Origin of the sequence: Actinoplanes sp. NBRC 103695, assembly GCF_030269485.1 — a bacterium.
In the GTDB taxonomy this organism is placed as follows: domain Bacteria; phylum Actinomycetota; class Actinomycetes; order Mycobacteriales; family Micromonosporaceae; genus Actinoplanes.
The window spans coordinates 253,481-271,351 of record NZ_BSTL01000008.1 but is presented as its reverse complement, the minus strand read 5'-3'; the positions used below and the strand labels follow the sequence as shown (position 1 = coordinate 271,351).

Below are 17,871 nucleotides of genomic sequence, written 5' to 3'. Positions count from 1 at the left end.
ATCCTCGTGCTCTTCTTCGCCCTAGCCTGCTGAGAGCAGCTTGGCGATCTCCGCCGCGATCTCGTCCGGCGTTCCGAGGTCGGTGGCCACGGTGTGCGTGGCGACCGACGCGTACAGCGGGCGCCGCTGATCCAGCAGGTGTTTCAGGGTGGCGCGCGGGTTGACCGACAGCACCGGCCGGCCCGCGCCCAGCCCGACCCGCTTGATCGCGGTCGCGAACTCGGCCGACAGGTAGATCACGGTGTGTTCCCGCAGCGCCGCGCGGGTCTCCTCGCGGAGCACCGCCCCGCCGCCCAGGGCCAGCACACCGCCGACCGTGGACAGCGCCCCGGCGATCGTCGCGACCTCGATGCGGCGGAACTCGTCCTCGCCCTCGTCGAAGAAGATCTCCGGGATGGGCTTGCCGGCGGCGATCTCGATCAGGGTGTCCGCGTCGGCGAACGGCACGCCCAGCCGGGCCGCCAGCGCCTCACCCACCGTGGTCTTCCCCGCTCCCGGCGCGCCGACCATGACCGCCACCGGAGCCATCAGCGGATCACCAGGCTGTCCAGGTACCCGGCCAGGTTGCGGCGCATCTCGTCGGCCGAGTCGCCACCGAACTTCTCGGTCGCCGCCTCGGCCAGCACCAGCGCCACCATGGCCTCGGCGACCACCGCGCCGGCCGGAACCGCGCACACGTCGGACCGCTGGTTGATCGCCGTGGTGGCCTCGCCGGTCGTCACGTCGACGGTCTGCAGGGCCCGGTTCAGCGACGAGATCGGCTTCAGCGCCGCGCGTACCCGCAGATTTTCGCCGTTGGTGATGCCGCCTTCCAGGCCACCCGCGCGATCGGTGACCCGGCGGACCCCGTCGGGCGTCGGGATGATCTCGTCGTGCGCGACCGACCCGCGCGACCGGGCCTGCGTGAAGCCGTCGCCGATCTCCACGCCCTTGACCGACTGGATGGACATCAGCGCGGCGGCCAGCCGGGCGTCCAGCTTGCGGTCCCACTGCACATGAGACCCCAGACCCGGGGGTACGCCGTAAGCGAGCACCTCCACGATGCCGCCCAGGGTGTCCGCGTCCTTCTTCGCCGCGTCCACCTCTGCCACCATCCGGGCGCTGGCCTCCGGGTCCAGGCAGCGCAACGGGTCGGCGTCGATCCGGTCCGCGTCCTCCGGCGCCGGGATCAGTCCCGCCTTGGCCGTCACCGAGCCCAGCTCGATCACGTGCGACACGATGTCGATGCCGAGCGTCTGCTTCACGATCGCCTTGGCCACCACGCCGACGGCGACCCGGGCCGCGGTCTCCCGGGCGCTGGCGCGCTCCAGGATCGGGCGGGCGTCCGTGTGGCCGTATTTCTGCATGCCGGCCAGGTCGGCGTGGCCCGGGCGGGGCCGGGTCAGCGGCGCGTTGCGGGCCTGCGCGGCCAGCTCCGCTTCATCGACCGGGTCGGCGGCCATCACGGTCTGCCACTTGGGCCACTCCGAGTTGCCGATCCGGATCGCGACCGGGCTGCCCTGCGTCACCCCGTGCCGGATGCCGCCGATCAGCTCCAGAACATCCTGCTCGAACGCCATCCGGGCGCCACGCCCGTAGCCGAGCCGACGGCGCGCCAGATCGCGGCCGATGTCATCGCTCGTCACCCGCACTCCGGCGGGCACGCCCTCGATGAGCGCGACGAGCGCCGGACCATGGGATTCACCTGCGGTTAGCCAGCGCAACACGGCTAACAGTCTGTCACGCGGCCGACGCGCTGCCCGGGCACCCCGGCGCCGTCCCGCCAAGCGGGCACCGGCGGGATGGTGCGTATGAGTAAGCAGAGCAAAGCGGCGGCATGGATAGCCTGGCCAGGATGCGATCTTCCCGGCACGGCGGCGCCCTCCTGGTGGTGCTGCTCGGGCTGATGACCGCGTTCGGGCCGCTGTCGCTGGACATGTACCTGCCGGCCTTCCCCGAGATCGGCGCCGACCTCGGCGTGCCACCGGCGCAGGTGCAGCTGTCGCTCACCACCTGCCTGCTGGGTCTCGCCGCGGGCCAGTTGATCTTCGGCCCGGTCAGCGACCGCCTCGGCCGCCGCCCGGTGGCGATCTTCGGGATGACCGCCTACGCCGTGGCGTCCACGGCCATCGCCCTGGCGCCGTCCGCGCCGACGCTGATCGGGCTGCGGTTCGTGCAGGGGCTGGCCGGCGGCATCGGCATCGTGGTGGCCCGCGCCATCGTGCGCGACCTGCACTCCGGCGTGGCGGCCGCCAAGTACTTCTCCCGGCTGACGCTCATCCTCGGCCTGGCGCCGATCGCCGCGCCCGCCCTCGGCAGCGTGGTGCTGCGCCTGACCTCCTGGCACGGGATCTTCGTGACGCTGGGCCTGTTCGGTGCGCTGCTCGCCGGGCTGGTCGTCACGCTCCTGCCCGAGACGCTGGCCGACGACCGGCGCAGCACGGGTGGGCTCGGCGACCTGCTCGCCACCGCGCGGACCCTGTTCGCGGACCGGATCTTCCTCGGCTACGCCGTCGCTCAGGGCATGTCGCTGGCCGCGCTGTTCGCCTACATCTCCGGGTCGTCGTTCGTTCTCCAGGACGGGTACGGCCTGACGCCCACCACGTTCGCCGTCCTGTTCGGGGTGAACGCCTGCGGGCTGCTCGCGCTCAGCCAGGTCAACGGGTGGCTGCTCAACCGCTTCGCCCCGCGGCCCCTGCTCGTGGCGACGATGATCGCGCAGGTCGGCGCCGGCGTGATCGCCGTGGTGGCGGCGGTGGCCGGGCTTCTGCCCCTGCTGGCCGTCGGCTTCTTCGCGCTGGTGTCCACGATCGGCATGGTGTCCCCGAACGCCACCGCCCTCGCCCTGGACCGCCACCCGGAACGAGCCGGTACCGCCGCGGCCCTGCTCGGCGGCCTTCAGATGACGATCGCCGCCCTGATCACGCCCCTGGTCGGAGCGCTCGGCGACCCCGGTCGCGGCCTCCCGACGAGTGCCGTGATCCTGTCCGCCTCGGCGATCAGCCTGGCCGCCGTGGTGACGCTGACGTCAGCGGAGGGCGGCGGCAGCGGTCATGGCATCGCGCATCGCTGACTCCGGCGCCGGGCGTACCCCTGTGAAGTGCTCGAACTGGCCCAGCGCCTGCGCGAGCAACAGGTCCAGGCCGGACGCCACCCGGAGGCCGGCCGCGGTCGCGGCAGCGGCCAGCGGCGTCGGCCACGGGTCGTAGATCGCGTCGAACAGCACCGTCCCGGGCCGCCAGCGGACCGCGGCCGCCAGCTCGTCGGCCGCGCCTTTCGGCACCGTGGAGATCACCGCGTCGGCGTCGAACGCGTCGGCCGCCTTCGACCAGTCCAGGGGTTCGAGCGCGATGCCGAGCGTGGCCGCGACCGGCGCCAGCTCCGCGGCCGCGGTGGGCCGGCGCGTCACCAGGGTCACCCGTCGGGCGCCCAGCAGCGAGGCCGCCGCCAGCGCCGCCCGGGCCGTGCCGCCGCCGCCCAGCACCGTGACGGCCGGCGCGGACCCCACCCCGGCACGGCGCAGCACACGCACCATGCCGGGAATGTCGGTGTTGTCCGCGTGCCAGGCACCGCCCCGCCGGACCAGTGTGTTCGCCGCGCCGACCGCGACCGCCTCGGGAGTCGCCGTGGCGGCCAGCGTCAGCGCGACCTCCTTGAGAGGCATCGTCAACGACAGCCCGGCCCACTCCGGGCCGAGCCCGGCGACCAGGTCGGGCAGTTCCGCCGCCGCGCACTCGATCGCGGTGTACGTCCAGTCCGGCAGCCCGGCCGCGGCGAACCCGGCGGTGTGGATGACCGGCGACAGCGAATGCCCGATCGGCTTGCCGCAGACGGCGGCCCGGCGACCAGCTGTCACAGCACGCCGTTCTTCTCGGCGATCTTCCTGTTCTTGTTGTGCTGGTCCAGGGTCGCCGCGAACGCCGAGTGGCCCTGCTTGTCGATCGCCACGAAGAACAGCCACGGCCCGGCCGGCGGGTTCATCGCCGCCTTCAACGCGTTCTCGCCGGGGTTGTTGATCGGCGTCGGCGTCAGGCCCGGCTTGTTGTGCGTCCGATACGGGTTCTTCGTGTCGTTGAGCTCGGCGGTCGTCATGCTCTTCGACGGCTTCTTGGGCTTGCCCTGCACCTGGTAGTAGTAGTTGATCCCGACGTCGAACTGCAGGCAGCTGCACGGGAAGTTACCGCCGTAGATGCGGTTGTAGGCCACCCGGGCGACCTTGCCGAGATCGTCCTTGTTGCCCGCCTCAGCCTCGGCCAGGGACGCGACGGTCAGCGCCTCGTACGGGCTGATCTTGCGGTTGGCCTGCACCTGGTTCACGAAGTCGACCTTCTCGGCCACGCTCAGGAAATGGTTCACCATCTCGGTGAGCATCTGCTCGGCGGTGGCCTTGGGTTCGAACTCGTACGTGTCCGGGAAGAGGAAGCCCTCGATCGATTTGGTGACCTTCTGCTTGTCCGTCCGGTTGAACCAGAAATCCGGCACACCGAGAGCCTCGGGATCCTTCGCCGCGGCCTTGAAATCGGCCAGTGGCACCCCGGTCGCCTTGGACAGCTTCGCGTACACGTCGAAGGAGGTCATGCCCTCGGTGATCGTGATGCCGTTGCTGACCCGGGATTTCGGATCGAGCAGTGCGGTCACGGCAGCGTCGGCGGACATCTGCTTCTTCAGGTTGAAGGTGCCCGACTGGATGTTCTTGCCGCGGGGGTTCTTCTCCGCGGCCTGGGTGAAGGCCTTTGTGCTCTTCACCACATCGGCCCCGACCAGCACGTTGCCCATCTCGGTGAGCGACGAGTTCGCCTTGATCTGCACCTGAACCGTGCCGGTGCCCGCGCCGTCGTAGTCGGCCGCGGTGAAGAAGTCACGGATCTTGTTGTACCCGAGGTACACGCCGCCACCGAGGACTCCGAGCAGGACGAAGGCCATCAGGAAGGCGACCGCGGATTTCGCGCCGCTCTTACCCTTGCCGCCCTTGCCGCCGCGCCGGTGCCGGGGTCTCCCCCGCTCGGCATGCTCCTCGAATGCCAGGTCAAGCTCGTCGATCATGTCTGCCTCCGCTGCGCGTCCAGCCAGCTCTGCAGGATCTCCACCGCGGCGGCCTGATCGACCACCGCCCGCTGCCGCTTCCCTCGGATGCCACGTTCGGCCAGCCTACGGGTCGCCACCACGGTCGACATCCTCTCGTCCGTCAGGACGACGGGCACGGGGTCAACCGCGCTCGCCAGTCGCCCAGCGTACGCACGAATGTCGATGGCGGCAGGCCCCTCGTCGCCATTGAGACGCACCGGGAGGCCCACCACGATCTGCACCGCCTCGTGTTCCCCCACGAGCCGGTTGAGCTCAGCTATGTCAGCGGGTACGGAATCGGCGGCCGCACCCATGTCACGGGACACCGTGGCCAAAGGGGTTGCCAGGATCCCGTCGGGGTCGCACATCGCGACCCCGACACGGACCTTACCGACATCGACGCCCAGCCGCCTACCCCGAGGTAGTACAGGCATGGCCACCCCCTGTAATCAGGCGGCCTCGCCGACCGCCTTCTCCACCGCCGCCAGCAGCGACGGAACCTGATCGGCCGGAACGCCGCCACCCTGCGCAAGGTCGGCGTTACCGCCACCCCGGCCGGACAGCGCGCCCTTGACCAGATCACTCGCGGCGAGCCCGCGGGACTTCGCCGCCGCGTTGACCGCCACGATCAGCGTCGCCTTGCCGTTCGCCCGGGCCGCGACCGCGACCACCGCGGGACGGCTGTGGTCGATCTTGCCGCGGATCTCCTGAGCCAGCGTACGCACGTCGTTCCCCGCCGCGCCCTCCGGAGCCTCGGTTCCGACGAACGCCACGCCCCCCAGGTCACGGGCCTGCTGGGCGAGTGCACCGGCCCCACCGAGCACCATCTGCGCACGAAGCTTCTCCAGCTCCTTCTCCGCGTCGCGCAACGCGGTGACCGTCTGCTCCACCCGGTCGGCGACCTGGTCACCGGGCACCCGGAAGAGCTCGGCCAGCCGGGACACCAGCAGGTGCTCCTTGGCCAGGAAGCCGAACGCGTCGATGCCGACCAGCGCCTCGACGCGGCGCACACCGGAACCGATCGACGCCTCGGAGAGGATCTTCACCAGGCCCAGCTGGCCGGACCGCGCGACATGTGTTCCACCACACAGTTCACGCGCGTAGTCACCGACCTCGACCACGCGGACCTCGTCGCCGTACTTCTCGCCGAACAGCGCCATCGCACCCAGCCGGCGCGCTTCCTCCTGGGAGGTGATGAACGCGTGCACCTCGAGGTCGCGCAGCAGCACCTCGTTGACCTGCTGCTCCACGTCCTGCAGCACGGCCGGCGAGACCGCGCCGGGAGTGTTGAAGTCGAACCGCAGCCGGCCGGGCGCGTTCAGCGAACCGGCCTGCGTCGCCGACTCGCCGAGGAACGACCGCATGGTCTGGTGGATCAGATGGGTCGCGGTGTGCGAACGGGAGATCGCCTTGCGCCGGGTCACGTCGATCTCCGCGAAACCCGCCTCACCGGTACGCACCTCGCCGCGCAGCACACGCGCCCGGTGCACGACCAGCCCCGGCACCGGCGTCTGCACGTCGATCACCTCGAGCCGGCCGCCGCCCACGTTGATGATGCCGGTGTCCGCCTGCTGGCCACCGCCCTCGGCGTAGAACGGGGTCGCGTCCAGCACCAGCTCGACGTAGTCGCCCTCGCCCGCCACCGGCAGGCTGGCGCCGTCACCGCTGAGCAGCGCGCGCACCCGCGACTCGCGGCTGACCTCCTGGTAGCCGGTGAACTCCACCGGGCCGCCCTGGTCGAGCACGTTCCGGTACGCCGACAGGTCGACGTGGCCGGTCTTGCGCGCCGCCGCGTCCGCCTTCGCCCGGGCCCGCTGGTCGGCCATCAGCCGGCGGAAGCCCTCCTGGTCGACCTCGAGACCCTGCTCCTGCGCGATCTCCAGGGTCAGGTCGATCGGGAAGCCGTACGTGTCGTGCAGCTGGAACGCCTTGTCGCCGGAGAGTTTCGCCTGCTTGGCGGCCTTCGTCTCGGTGATCGCGGTGTCCAGGATCGTGGTGCCCGCCCGCAGTGTGGAAAGGAACGCGTCCTCCTCCGCGTACGCGTACTGCGAGATCCGCCCGAACTCCTTCTCCAGCTCCGGATAGGACGGAGACATGCAGTCCCGCGCCACCGGCAGCAGTTCCTCGAACGACCGGCCCTGCCAGCCGAGCAGGCGCATCGCCCGGATCGCCCGGCGCATGATGCGGCGCAGCACGTAGCCGCGGCCCTCGTTGGACGGGGTCACGCCGTCGCCGATCAGCATCAGCGAGGTGCGGACGTGGTCGGCGATCACGCGCAGCCGCACGTCGTCCGGGTGCGACTCGTGGGCCGACTTGCCGGAGTGCGCGCCGTACATCTTGCCGGTGAGCTCCGCCGCGCGAGCGAGGACGGGGCGCACCTCGTCGATCTCGTACAGGTTGTCGACGCCCTGCAGGATCGACGCGATCCGCTCCAGGCCCATGCCCGTGTCGATGTTCTGTTTCGGCAGGTCACCGACGATCGTGAAGTCCTCTTTCGACCTCACGTCGGTGATCTCGTGCTGCATGAAGACCAGGTTCCAGTACTCCAGGAACCGGTCCTCGTCGACCTCCGGGCCGCCGTCCGGGCCGTACGCCGGGCCGCGGTCGTAGTAGAGCTCCGAGCACGGACCCGCGGGTCCGGGGATGCCCATCGACCAGAAGTTGTCCTTCTTGCCGCGGCGCACGATCCGGTCCGGCGACATGCCCGGCTGCTGCTTCCAGATCTCGATCGCCTCGTCGTCGTCGAGGTAGACCGTCGCCCAGATCTTCTCCGGGTCGAGTCCGAAGCCGCCCTGCTCGACCGGCTTGGTGGACAGCTCCCACGCCAGCGGGATCGCGCCCGCCTTGAAGTAGTCGCCGAACGAGAAGTTGCCGTTCATCTGGAAGAACGTGCCGTGCCGCGACGTCTTGCCGACCTCGTCGATGTCCGGCGTCCGGATGCACTTCTGCACACTCACCGCACGTGAGTACGGTGGCGCCTGCTGACCGAGGAAGAACGGCACGAACTGCACCATGCCGGCGTTGATGAACAGCAGGTTCGGGTCGTCGATGGCGGGCAGCGGGGCACTCGGCACGACCGTGTGCCCGTTGGCCTCGAAATGCGCCAGAAAGCGCCGCTTGATCTCCGCGGTCCTCATCGCTGACCCTCCTGGGCGTGCCGCCCCACCGTGCCGTCCTGCGTGTCCTCACGCAGCTCGGCGAACTCGTCCTGGTACAACTCGCCCGCGGCGAACGCCTCGTGGATCTCGTTCTCCCGCTCGGCCATGCCGTCGCGTACGTCATCAACGAAGCTACGCAGCGACTCGACCAGGCCGCCAGCGGATTCCGACAGCGACGTCGCGATGCCGGACGGGGTGTACTGGTTGGCCTTCTTGGTCAGCTGGCGGACCACGAGGGCGCCGACGGCCAGGCCGGCCCCCAGCCAAAGCAGGCGCTTCATGTGTACGGGTTTCCTTCCGGAAGTGGTCAGCGGGCCCGGGCGGCCTTGCGGCGCTGCTTGAGCGTGGCGCGAACCTCGCGCTCGTCCTCGGCATGCCGGCGGGCGGAGGCGGCCTTGCGCAGGCCGTACCCGAACGACGCGACCTTGATCAGCGGGTTGGCCGCGGCGGCGGAGACGACGGTGGCCAGGTTGGCGACGCTCGCGGTGACGTTCTGCGCGTGGCTGGTCATCGTGTCCACCTTCGCCAGCTGCACGTTCACCCCGTCGAGCGAGACCTGCACCTGGCTCAGCGCGGTGTTCACGCCCTCCACGGTCTCGTTGACGTTGCCGAGTAACGGCCCGGTCCGCTCGGTGACCTCGTTGATCGCGCGGGTCGCGGCGTCGACGGTGCGACCCAGTTTCAGGATCGGCACGGCCAGGAACAGGACGAGCATCAGGAAGGCGCCCGCCGCGATCAGACCTGCGATTTCTCCGGCGTTCATGAGCCTCTCCTCTTTACAACCGATCAACTGCGGCAGGACAACGTGCAGACCCTACCGTCAGTGACCAGTCACCGCGTCACGACGGTGACGGTGTCGGCTCGAGGACCGGATCACTCGGCACCTGCGGGTCCGGCGTCTCGCCCACCAGCGACGGATCCACCGCCGGCTGCGGCTTGCCACGCGTGTCGGCGACGGCGGTCTGCACCTTGATGCTGACGGTCGCGCCCTTGCAGTCCTTCGGCGGCCCGGTCGGCACCACCCCGCCGTCCGGCCCGAGTGACGGCAGCGCCTCCGGGTCCTGTGCGGCTACGGCGTCCACCGCGCACTCCGGCTGGCGTACCCACAGGTCCAGAGTGAACTCGTCGCGGCGCCAGCAGCTGTACTTGCCGTCGGTGATCGGCTGGTCCGGGCAGCTCTCCACCTTCCACGGCTGCCAGCCGGCCTTGGTGAGCGCCGCGGCGTACACCTTGGTGGTCTCGTCGGACGGCTGCCCCGACTGCGCGGTGCGCTCCCGGAACTGACACTCCAGGTAGCACCACCGGCTGCCGCTGCTGCGGTCGTCGACCTCGCTCGATGCCCAGGACGGGAGCTCCAGCGAGTCGAGCGAGGCGAACACCGGGTCCGAGCTCATCGTCCGGAGCGCGGCGATCGCGGGCAGCAGGACCAGCGCGATGACGCTCGCGGCGATCAGGGCGGCCAGCCTCAGACGGCGCTGCGACCGCAGCTTGGTGCGGAGCGCGCCAGCTTCAGGCTCTTCCCCGGGTACGCCCGGAGCTTCCGTTTCCGGCTGCCGGCCAGGCGCATCCCGCCGTGGCGCGGCCACGGCCGCCGCGGCGACCACGGCCCGGCCCGGCATCGCCTGGCTCACCTCGCCCGGCACAGCCTGGCCGACGTCGCTGGGCACCGCCACCGAGGCCCGGCCCGGCAACGCCTGGCTGACGTCCCCTGAGACGGACGCCCGGCCCGCCTTGGTCACCTCGCCCGGCACCGAAGCCCGCCCCGGCAACGCTTGACTCACGTCACCCGGGACCGACGCACGGCCCGGCAGCGCCTGGCTGACATCACCCGGCGGGGTGACGGTCGCGCGGGCCTGGTTAGGCGGGCTGACCGCCGCGCGGCCCGGGATGGCCTGGCTCACATCGCTGGGCAGGGCCACACTCGCGCGCCCGGTCGGCTCAGTCATGCTCGCGCGCCCGGTCGGCTCAGTCACGCTCGCGCGGCCCGTCGGCTCAGCCACACTCGCGCGGCCCGTCGGCTCAGCCACACTCGCGCGGCCCGTCGGCTCAGCCACACTCGCGCGGCCGGACGGCTCGGCCACGTTCGCGCGGCCGGACGGCTCCGGTGCGCCGTGGCGTGGGATGGCCTGGCTGACGTCGCCCGGCACCGGCACACCTGCCCGGCCGGCCCCACCGGCGGCGCGCGACTGGACCTGCGTGAACTCGCCGCTGTGCCGGCCGTGCGTCCGCGGCTCGCCGGGCGCCGGCACCGCCGCACGCCCCGCGGGTTCGCCGCCGCTGTGCCGTCCGCCGGTCGATTCCCCGGGCTCGACCTGGGTGAACTCCCCGCTGTGCCGCCCGCCGCGGCGCATCCCCGGACGACCCGCCGTCTCGTCGGCCGGCGACACCGGCCGCGCGCTCGGGCTCACCTGTCCGGGAACCACGGCCCACCCGGCCTCGGCCGCCCCGGTCAGCGAGGCGCGGCTGAACTCACCGGTCGCGAACCGGGCCCGCGGCCCCGTCTGCTCGGCCCGCGACGGCGCGTCCGCGCGACCCGCGGGCGGAGCCGGCACCGAAGCCCGCCCCGGCGCCGACGGACCGGCTTCGGGCGCGGGCACGCTCGCCCGCCCCGGCGAACCGGCCCGGATCGCCAGCCCCTGACTGTCCTCGACACCCGGGCCCCGACCCGAGCGCGTCGCAAAGCCCTGACTGTCCTCGACACCCGGCGCACGACCACCACGAGCCGCGAAACCCTGACTGTCCTCGACACCCGGCACCCGACCAGCGCGAGCCGGGAAGCCCTGACTGTCCTCGACACCCGGCGGCCGACCGGCGCGAGCCGGGAAACCTTGGCTGTCGTCCACACCCGGGGCCCGGCCGGCCTGGGCCGGGAAGCTCTGGCTGTCCTCGACGCCCGGCGGACGGCCCGCGCGGAGCGGCATTCCCTGGCTGTCCTCGACGCCGGGTGCCCGGCCTGCTCGCCCTGGGAGGGGCTGGCTGGTCTCGCCCGGCTGCGGGCGCGGAGCAGCGCGACCGGCGCGTGTCGGCCCGTCCTGCGGTCCGCGGCGGCCCGGGCGCTGGCCCTGCGGGTCGTTCGGCGCCTGGTCGGGGCGTCGCGGGTCGCCGTGGAGGGCGTTCGGGCCCTGGTCACCGGGCTGACGCTGGTCACCGGGCTGACGCTGGCCGCCGGGCTGACGCTGGCCGGGCTGCGTCGGCCGGGGCATCCGTCCGGTGCCGCGGCCGGTCTGCTCGCCCGGACGACGAATCGGCCCGGAAGGGCTGTCCGCCATCGCTCCCGCACGCCCCGGGATCGCCGGAGCCCGCGCGCCCTCGCGTCCGGGCACGACCGGCGGCACGATGCTGGCGGTGGCCCGCACCGGCTGCCCGGTCGGCCCGACACCCGCGATGCTGCCGGTAGGCCGGCCCGTACCAGGCGCACGTCCACCGGGCCGCGGCTGCGTTCCGGTGGCCTGCGGACCCGGCTGTTGCGTCCCGTGCTGATGCGTTCCGGGCTGCTGCGTTCCGGGCTGCTGAGTGTCCGGCGGCTGCGGCCCGCGCGCGCGTGCCCCTTGCGGCTGCGTCCCGGGCGGCGGCTGCATGCCACGTTGTCCCTGCGGCTGCTGCGTACCCGACGGCGGCATGCCGCGCTGTCCCTGCGGGATCGGTCCGGTGCGGTGGCCCGGCTCCGGCAGCCCGTGCCGTCCGGTGCCCTCGACTTCCGGGCCGGCCGCGCCACGCCCGCGCGCGGGAGGCGGTGCGACCTGGGCGAACTCGCCGCTCGCGTGCCGTCCGCCGCCATCCGGCGGAGCCACCCGGCCGGTGCCCGCGGGCGGCTGCCCACCCATCCCGGCAGGCGGCCTCACACCCGGTGCGGGAGGCGGTTGCGCACCCATCCCAGATGGTTGCCCACCCGTTCCGGCTGGTTGCTGGCCCATTCCGGCAGGCTGCCCACCCATTCCGGCGGGCGGTTGCGCACCCGGCGGACGTCCACCGGGAGCGGCCCGGCCGGCACGCCCGCCCGCGGGCGGCGTCCCGCGCGGGATCGGGCCGGACGGCTCGTCCCGCGGAGCGCGCCGGATCACCCCGGACGGCTGGTCCTCGAGACTCTGCGGCCGCCGGATCGGCCCCGAGGGCTCATCGCTGAGACCCGGCCGCCGGATCGGCCCGGACGGCTGCTCCCGGTCGGGCAACCGACCGGCCGTGGGCGACAGAGGCACCCGGCCGGTGCCGCGCGTCGGACCGGGCGGACCGGCGGGCGGGGGCGCGGCCGGCGGAGGTGTGGCGCCCGGCGGGACCGCGGGCGCGTTCCCGCTGGCCGGGATCACACCCGCGGGCGAACCGCTGTATCCACGGGCCGGGCTGCCCGGTGCCGGACCGCCGTACCCGCGCGCCGGACTGTCCGGTGCCGGACCGCCGTACCCCCGCGCCGGACTGTCCTGAGCAGCGGGGCCGGAGGGAGGCGGGCTGCCCGGAGCGGGACCGGAGCCGGCCGCGCTCGAGGGTGACGGACCTCCCGGATCGATCTGCCGTCGTCCACGCCCGGGCCCGGCTTCGCGACCGGGAACCTGGGGTTGTTCGACCGAGGCCGCCTGCCAGGACCCGGAGGTCGTCTGCCACGACCCGGACGCGTTCTGCCACGACTCGTCGAACCGGGCTCGCGCCGGGCTGACCGGCGCGGATGAGGGCTGCGTGGACGAGGGCCGCGTGGATGAGGGCGGCGCGGGCGGCGGGCCGGGTTCGTCGTCCGGCCCGGGAGCCACCGCGCCGGTCCGGCTGCTGCGCCCGTCGCTGACCTTGCCGGGGCCGATCGCGCCGCGTTCCTGCTTGGCCGTGCGCAGCTCGTCCAGCCAGCCGGTCTCCTCCTGCGGGATCACCTCGGGCTCGACAGGCTCCGGCCGGCCGCGCCCGAACCGCCGGCCTTTGCGGCCGGCCTGGTCCGTGGTGCGCAGCTCGGCGTCGTCGTCGGGCCGTTCGGCACCGCGCGGGCTCACGGCTGTTCCTCTCCGGCGGCTGTGCCGCTGTCGTCTCGGTCGGCGTCTATATGGTCGCCAGCCGCCGAGCCTACGGTCGAATCCTGTGCCGCGCTGTCGGCCGAATGTACGGGCGAACCCGCGCTGCCGTTCGACGGCTGCGCCTCGCGGGAGGCGTCCGACGACCGCGCCGGGGCCGCCGACTGCCCGGGAGTGCCCCGGACGATGCGCCGCAGCCTCGGCAGACGCTCGGCGACGGCGCGTTCGGCGCCGTGCTCGGAGGGCTGATAGTAATCAGCCCCGACCAGGTCATCCGGGACATACTGCTGCTTAACGACACCACGTGGGTCATCGTGCGGATATCGGTAACCTCGACCGTGACCAAGACCACGCGAGCCGGGGTAGTGCGCATCGCGAAGATGTGCCGGGACGGCACCGCCTCGTCCCGACCTGATGTCCGCGATGGCCGCGCCGATCGCGGTGGTCACGCTGTTCGACTTGGGCGCGGTCGCCAAGTGCACGACCGCCTGCGCCAGGTTGAGCTGAGCTTCGGGCAGACCCACGTTCTGTACGGCCTGGGCAGCGGCGGTCGCCACCAGCAGCGCCTGCGGGTCGGCCATCCCGACGTCCTCGCTGGCGAAGATCACGATGCGCCGGGCGATGAACCGCGGGTCCTCCCCCGCCACCAGCATCCGGGCCAGCCAGTGCAGGGCGGCGTCCGGGTCGGAGCCACGCATGCTCTTGATGAAGGCGCTGGTCACGTCGTAGTGGGCGTCGCCGTCGCGGTCGTAGCGGACGGCCGCCACGTCCACCGCTTTCTCCGCGGTGGCCAGGTCGATCTCCCCGGCGCCCTGGGCATCGGCGGACGACGCGGCGGCCTCCAGCGCCGTCAGCGCCTTGCGGACATCGCCGCCGGCCAGGCGTACCAGATGGTCCTCTGCCTCTGACGTGAGCGTGACCGCACCGCCCAGCCCGCGCTCGTCGGTGACCGCGCGCCGCACCAGGGAGCGCACCGCGTCGTCGTCGAGCGCGTGCAGCGTCAGCAGCACGCAGCGCGACAGCAGCGGCGAAATGATCGAGAAGTACGGATTTTCGGTCGTCGCGGCGAGCAACGCGACCGTGCGATCCTCGACCGCGGCGAGCAGCGAGTCCTGCTGGGTCTTGCTGAAGCGGTGCACCTCGTCGATGAACAGGACGGTGGGCGGGCCACCGGCGCGGCGTTCCCGGCGGGCGATGTCGATCACCGAGCGCACATCCTTGACGCCGGCGGTCAGCGCCGACATGGCGACGAACTTACGGTCGGTAGCCGACGCCACCAGATGAGCGATCGTCGTCTTGCCTGTCCCGGGCGGGCCCCAGAGGATCACCGACATCGGTGAGGAGCCGGTGACCAGCTGGCGCAGCGGAGCGCCGGGCGCCAGCAGATGCTGCTGTCCGACCAGCTCATCGAGGGTCGCCGGGCGCATCCGGACGGGCAGCGGCGAGTCCGAGGCGGGCGGCGCGAATCCGGGCGGCACGGAGTGCCCGGCCGCCGCGGGTGCCTGGAGCGAGAACAGCCCGTCGGGTTCCATCAGCAGCAGAGAGTACCGGCCGTCCCCCGATGCCCGAAACGCACGGAGGACGGCCGGCCCACTCGTCGATGCGTCAGCCGCGTCCCGGGCGACGGCCGTAGAACCGGCGGCCGCCCCCGCTGCCCGAACCGGAGCGCGGCCCGCTGCCGACGCCGGCCAGGTAGAGCGACAGCAGCAGCAACCCGAGCATGGCGAACGTGTCGAAAGTGAAGAGGTCGCCCTTGGGGACGACGTCGAGCAGGTCGAGCAGAAGGTAGATGCCGAAAACTACGGCTGCGGCAATGGCGAGCATGTTTGTCCTCCGGGGGTGAGAGCACTTCGCTCCGCGTCATACCCACCTGTGCCACCTGCTGAAACTCCACGGTGGACGAGGTAGAGAGGCGCCGCCGCGGCGAGCACCACCGCGCCCACCGCCATCGCCAGTGGAGTGCCCGCGCCGGCCGCGATCGCGGTCAGCACGACGATGCCGAGCGCGAAGCCGGGCTGGGACATCATCGAGTTCAGCGAGAGCACGCTGGCCCGGTGCGGCCCGTCGACCTGCCGGTGCAGCAGCGCCGAGTGCACCGGGTTCGCCGCGCCGTGCATCGTGTAACAGAGCAGGTAGGCGGCGATGATCCCGGCCGGTCCGGCCAGCAAGGCCATGCCGCCGATGGTCAGGCCCTGCGCGATGCGCAGGGTGAAACCGGTCCAGCGGGTGCCGATCCGCCTGATCAGCAGGGGTACGAGCGCAGCACCCACCGCCGAGGCCGCCCAGGCGGCGGCGCCGGCCGGCCCCATCAGGGCGGCCGCGTCGCCGGGGTCGCCGAGCACCCCCGCCAGCCGGACCGGCATGAGCGTCTCGAAGGTCGGCATCCCGAAGCCCCAGAACAGCTCGACCGCGATCAGGGCGGCGAGCACCCGGTTGCGCCGGGCCAGCCGGAGCGCGCCGCCGATCGCCGCGGGCACGCCCCGGGCCGAGGCGACCAGCGCGGCCATGCCCCGGGCCGGCCGGTCCTCGGTCAGCAGCAGCGCGATCGCGACCACGTCGATCGCGGCGAACCCGACGCCCACCAGCACCGGGACCAGCAGCGACGTCCACGCGACCAGCCCGCCGCCGAGCAGGGCGCCGCCGCCGATCGCCAGGCCGAGCACGACGCCGCTGCGGCTGAGCCCGGTCTCGATGTCGGCGTCCGGGTCGGCGGCCAGTGCGCGGTCCACGTACCAGGCCTCGAGCGGGCCGCTGTCCAGCGCCCGGAAGACGCCCTGCAGCAGGAAGACCAGCATCAACAGGGGCAGCGTGTCGGCGATCGCCAGCACCCCGAGGGCGACCACGTTGATCGCGCTCGCGAGCAGCAGGACCGGGCGGCGGCCGATCGCGTCGGAGAGGCCGCCGGTCGGCAGCTCGAGCAGCAGCACGACGATGCCCTGCACGGCGGCGGCGGTGCCGATCTGGGCGATGCTCAACCCGCGTTCCATCGGCAGCAGGACCAGCACCGGGATCATCAACCCGACCGGGAACCAGCGCAGCCCGAGCAGAAACAGGAAGCGCCTCACTTCTCAGCCTCCAACGGCACCGGGTACAGGTAGAGCAGCACCTGCCGGCCGCCGCGCTTCTTCGTGTACCGGGTGACCACGTCGTCGAGCTCGCCGAGCATCGCGGTGAGGTCGTCCGGGTCGAGCCGCAGGATGTAGTCGTTGAACTGCGCCGCGGCCCGCCACTCGGCAGGCTCGTCGCCGACGCCGCGGTTCCAGGTGTCGATGCGGTCGGCGACATTCCTCGCGTACGAGCTGACCAGCCAGTCCGCCGCGGCCTGCGCGTCCGGGTCGCCGGCGAAGTCGTCGCGCTCCCAGCTCGTCACGTCGTGCGCGGCCCGCCACCAGCGCTCCCGGCCGTGCCCGCCCGGGTCGTCGACGACCAGCCCCACCTCGGCGAGCTGCCGCAGGTGATAGCTGGTCGCACCGGTGTTGGTCGCGAACCGCTCGGCCAGCCGGGTGGCCGTCGCGGGCCCGTTCAGCCGCAGCTCACCGACCAGCCGGGAGCGCAGCGGGTGGGCCAGCCGCCGGATCTGGCGGGCGTCGAGATGCACGTGGCTCAGGTCGTCGGTCACGCTATCCACAATAGTTATGCAAAGGAATTGTGCAAGCTTAGGATGGTGGACATGATCGATGTTCGACGAGCCGGACCCGACGACGCCGACGAGTTGATGACGTTGCGCACGGTATTGATGGGGGCGCTGTGGGGGTCCGCGGATGCCGGCGCATGGATGACGTCCGGCGCCGACCTCCTCAGAGCACGGCTCCCCGGCTCCCGGATGGCGGCGTTCGTCGTCGACCGGCCGGCCGGCGGCGGCATCGCGGCCTGCGCCGTCGGCGAAATCGACCAGCGGCTGCCCGGCCCCCGCGACCCCACCGGCCTCCGCGGTTACATCTACAACGTGGCGACCCTCGAGGACCACCGCCGGCGCGGCTACTCACGCGCCTGCATGGAGGCGTTGCTCAGGTGGTTCGACGAGGAGGGCGTCGGCGCCGTCGACCTGCGGGCCTCCCCCGACGGCGAGAAGCTCTACACCGCCCTCGGCTTCCGGCGGACCGAGCACCCGCACATGCGCCGGCATTCTCCGCGATGATGGCCTGATGCTGCCCACCATCGTCGAGCGCGACGAACAGCCCTACGTCGGCCGCCGCGAGTCGATCACGATGACCGAGTTCGCCCGGGTCGCCGACCAGCTGCCCGAGATGTTCGGCGACCTGACCGCCCGCGGCGCGGAGATCGCCGGCCCGCCGTTCTTCCGCTACCGCGTCATCGACATGGCCGCCGAGCTGGTCGTCGAGGCCGGCATCCCGGTGACCGGCCCCGTCGAGGTCACCGAGCCGACCTTCACCGACACCCTGCCCGCCGGCCGCTACGCGACAACCCGCCACATCGGCCACCCCGACGAACTCATCGGGGTGACCGCCAAGCTCCTCGACTGGGCCCAGGACCAGGGCCTGACCTGGGACATGCGCCAGACCCCGTCGGGCGAGATCTGGGAATGCCGCCTCGAGCAGATGTTCACCAACCCGGCCGAGGAGCCCGACATGCACAAGTGGGAAACCCACCTGTACTTCAAGCTGAGCTGACCGACGGGCGACCGAAGCTGACCGGCTCCGCTTCGCTCCGCGGCGGTCGCC

The 17,871-nt window shown here is 72.4% G+C and carries 16 protein-coding genes; 3 read left to right on the top strand and 13 right to left on the bottom strand.

The features are described 5' to 3' along the window. Positions 1–21 precede the first annotated feature (21 nt). Both QSK31_RS16455 and aroC read right to left on the bottom strand, forming a co-directional pair. On the bottom strand, positions 22–528 hold the full coding sequence (locus QSK31_RS16455) for a shikimate kinase (RefSeq protein WP_285684817.1): 507 nt from the start codon (positions 526–528) through the stop codon (positions 22–24). Further along, the gene (gene aroC, locus QSK31_RS16450; RefSeq protein WP_285684816.1) at positions 528–1,706 is read right to left on the bottom strand and encodes a chorismate synthase; all 1,179 of its coding nucleotides are present in this window, start codon (positions 1,704–1,706) and stop codon (positions 528–530) included. The genes QSK31_RS16455 and aroC overlap by 1 nt, the downstream gene beginning before the upstream one ends. Positions 1,707–1,834: 128 nt before the next feature. On the opposite strand from aroC, the gene QSK31_RS16445 reads away from it, so the two are divergent. Further along, positions 1,835–3,052 (top strand): multidrug effflux MFS transporter, encoded by a 1,218-nt coding sequence (locus QSK31_RS16445; RefSeq protein ID WP_285684815.1) that lies wholly within the window; start codon positions 1,835–1,837, stop codon positions 3,050–3,052. Here the strand turns inward: QSK31_RS16445 and QSK31_RS16440 are convergent. The 11 genes from QSK31_RS16440 to QSK31_RS16390 all read right to left on the bottom strand — a co-directional run bounded on the left by QSK31_RS16440 (position 3,008) and on the right by QSK31_RS16390 (position 16,808). Continuing rightward, positions 3,008–3,835, bottom strand: a complete 828-nt coding sequence (locus QSK31_RS16440; RefSeq protein ID WP_285684814.1) for a shikimate dehydrogenase — start codon at positions 3,833–3,835, stop codon at positions 3,008–3,010. The genes QSK31_RS16445 and QSK31_RS16440 overlap by 45 nt on opposite strands. Then, complete coding sequence (gene mltG / locus QSK31_RS16435) at positions 3,832–5,022, bottom strand: endolytic transglycosylase MltG (protein WP_285684813.1); 1,191 nt, start codon at positions 5,020–5,022, stop codon at positions 3,832–3,834. The genes QSK31_RS16440 and mltG overlap by 4 nt, the downstream gene beginning before the upstream one ends. Further along, positions 5,019–5,477 carry a Holliday junction resolvase RuvX gene (ruvX, locus tag QSK31_RS16430; RefSeq protein WP_285684812.1) on the bottom strand — a complete coding sequence of 153 codons (459 nt, stop codon included), beginning with the start codon at positions 5,475–5,477 and terminating at the stop codon, positions 5,019–5,021. Before ruvX ends, mltG begins: the two co-directional genes overlap by 4 nt. Positions 5,478–5,492: 15 nt before the next feature. Next, positions 5,493–8,180, bottom strand: a complete 2,688-nt coding sequence (gene alaS / locus QSK31_RS16425) for an alanine--tRNA ligase (protein ID WP_285684811.1) — start codon at positions 8,178–8,180, stop codon at positions 5,493–5,495. Further along, positions 8,177–8,482: a hypothetical protein gene (locus tag QSK31_RS16420; RefSeq protein ID WP_285684810.1), complete on the bottom strand. Its 306-nt coding sequence runs from the start codon at positions 8,480–8,482 to the stop codon at positions 8,177–8,179. Before QSK31_RS16420 ends, alaS begins: the two co-directional genes overlap by 4 nt. Before the next feature lie 26 nt (positions 8,483–8,508). Next, positions 8,509–8,964, bottom strand: a complete 456-nt coding sequence (locus tag QSK31_RS16415) for a DUF948 domain-containing protein (RefSeq protein WP_285684809.1) — start codon at positions 8,962–8,964, stop codon at positions 8,509–8,511. Between the two features lie 76 nt (positions 8,965–9,040). After that, the gene (locus QSK31_RS16410) at positions 9,041–13,171 is read right to left on the bottom strand and encodes a hypothetical protein (RefSeq protein WP_285684808.1); all 4,131 of its coding nucleotides are present in this window, start codon (positions 13,169–13,171) and stop codon (positions 9,041–9,043) included. Further along, positions 13,168–14,721, bottom strand: coding sequence for a replication-associated recombination protein A (locus tag QSK31_RS16405; RefSeq protein ID WP_285684807.1), 1,554 nt, complete (start codon positions 14,719–14,721; stop codon positions 13,168–13,170). Before QSK31_RS16405 ends, QSK31_RS16410 begins: the two co-directional genes overlap by 4 nt. Before the next feature lie 73 nt (positions 14,722–14,794). Further along, positions 14,795–15,013 carry a hypothetical protein gene (locus tag QSK31_RS16400; protein WP_285684806.1) on the bottom strand — a complete coding sequence of 73 codons (219 nt, stop codon included), beginning with the start codon at positions 15,011–15,013 and terminating at the stop codon, positions 14,795–14,797. Beyond that, positions 14,989–16,254 carry an MFS transporter gene (locus QSK31_RS16395; protein ID WP_285684804.1) on the bottom strand — a complete coding sequence of 422 codons (1,266 nt, stop codon included), beginning with the start codon at positions 16,252–16,254 and terminating at the stop codon, positions 14,989–14,991. Before QSK31_RS16395 ends, QSK31_RS16400 begins: the two co-directional genes overlap by 25 nt. After that, positions 16,251–16,808, bottom strand: a complete 558-nt coding sequence (locus QSK31_RS16390) for a winged helix-turn-helix domain-containing protein (RefSeq protein ID WP_285684803.1) — start codon at positions 16,806–16,808, stop codon at positions 16,251–16,253. The genes QSK31_RS16395 and QSK31_RS16390 overlap by 4 nt, the downstream gene beginning before the upstream one ends. A gap of 51 nt (positions 16,809–16,859) precedes the next feature. On the opposite strand from QSK31_RS16390, the gene QSK31_RS16385 reads away from it, so the two are divergent. After that, positions 16,860–17,327 carry a GNAT family N-acetyltransferase gene (locus tag QSK31_RS16385; protein WP_285684802.1) on the top strand — a complete coding sequence of 156 codons (468 nt, stop codon included), beginning with the start codon at positions 16,860–16,862 and terminating at the stop codon, positions 17,325–17,327. Between the two features lie 7 nt (positions 17,328–17,334). After that, positions 17,335–17,820, top strand: coding sequence for a GyrI-like domain-containing protein (locus QSK31_RS16380; RefSeq protein WP_285684801.1), 486 nt, complete (start codon positions 17,335–17,337; stop codon positions 17,818–17,820). Positions 17,821–17,871 lie beyond the last annotated feature (51 nt).

Coding starts and splice junctions, on each gene's coding strand:
- QSK31_RS16385 (WP_285684802.1), top strand. CDS start 16,860: ATGATCGATGTTCGACGAGCCGGACCCGACGACGCCGACGAGTTGATG.
- ruvX (WP_285684812.1), bottom strand. CDS start 5,477: ATGCCTGTACTACCTCGGGGTAGGCGGCTGGGCGTCGATGTCGGTAAG.
- QSK31_RS16445 (WP_285684815.1), top strand. CDS start 1,835: ATGCGATCTTCCCGGCACGGCGGCGCCCTCCTGGTGGTGCTGCTCGGG.
- QSK31_RS16405 (WP_285684807.1), bottom strand. CDS start 14,721: ATGGAACCCGACGGGCTGTTCTCGCTCCAGGCACCCGCGGCGGCCGGG.
- QSK31_RS16455 (WP_285684817.1), bottom strand. CDS start 528: ATGGCTCCGGTGGCGGTCATGGTCGGCGCGCCGGGAGCGGGGAAGACC.
- mltG (WP_285684813.1), bottom strand. CDS start 5,022: ATGATCGACGAGCTTGACCTGGCATTCGAGGAGCATGCCGAGCGGGGG.
- QSK31_RS16400 (WP_285684806.1), bottom strand. CDS start 15,013: ATGCTCGCCATTGCCGCAGCCGTAGTTTTCGGCATCTACCTTCTGCTC.
- QSK31_RS16415 (WP_285684809.1), bottom strand. CDS start 8,964: ATGAACGCCGGAGAAATCGCAGGTCTGATCGCGGCGGGCGCCTTCCTG.
- alaS (WP_285684811.1), bottom strand. CDS start 8,180: ATGAGGACCGCGGAGATCAAGCGGCGCTTTCTGGCGCATTTCGAGGCC.
- QSK31_RS16380 (WP_285684801.1), top strand. CDS start 17,335: ATGCTGCCCACCATCGTCGAGCGCGACGAACAGCCCTACGTCGGCCGC.
- QSK31_RS16420 (WP_285684810.1), bottom strand. CDS start 8,482: ATGAAGCGCCTGCTTTGGCTGGGGGCCGGCCTGGCCGTCGGCGCCCTC.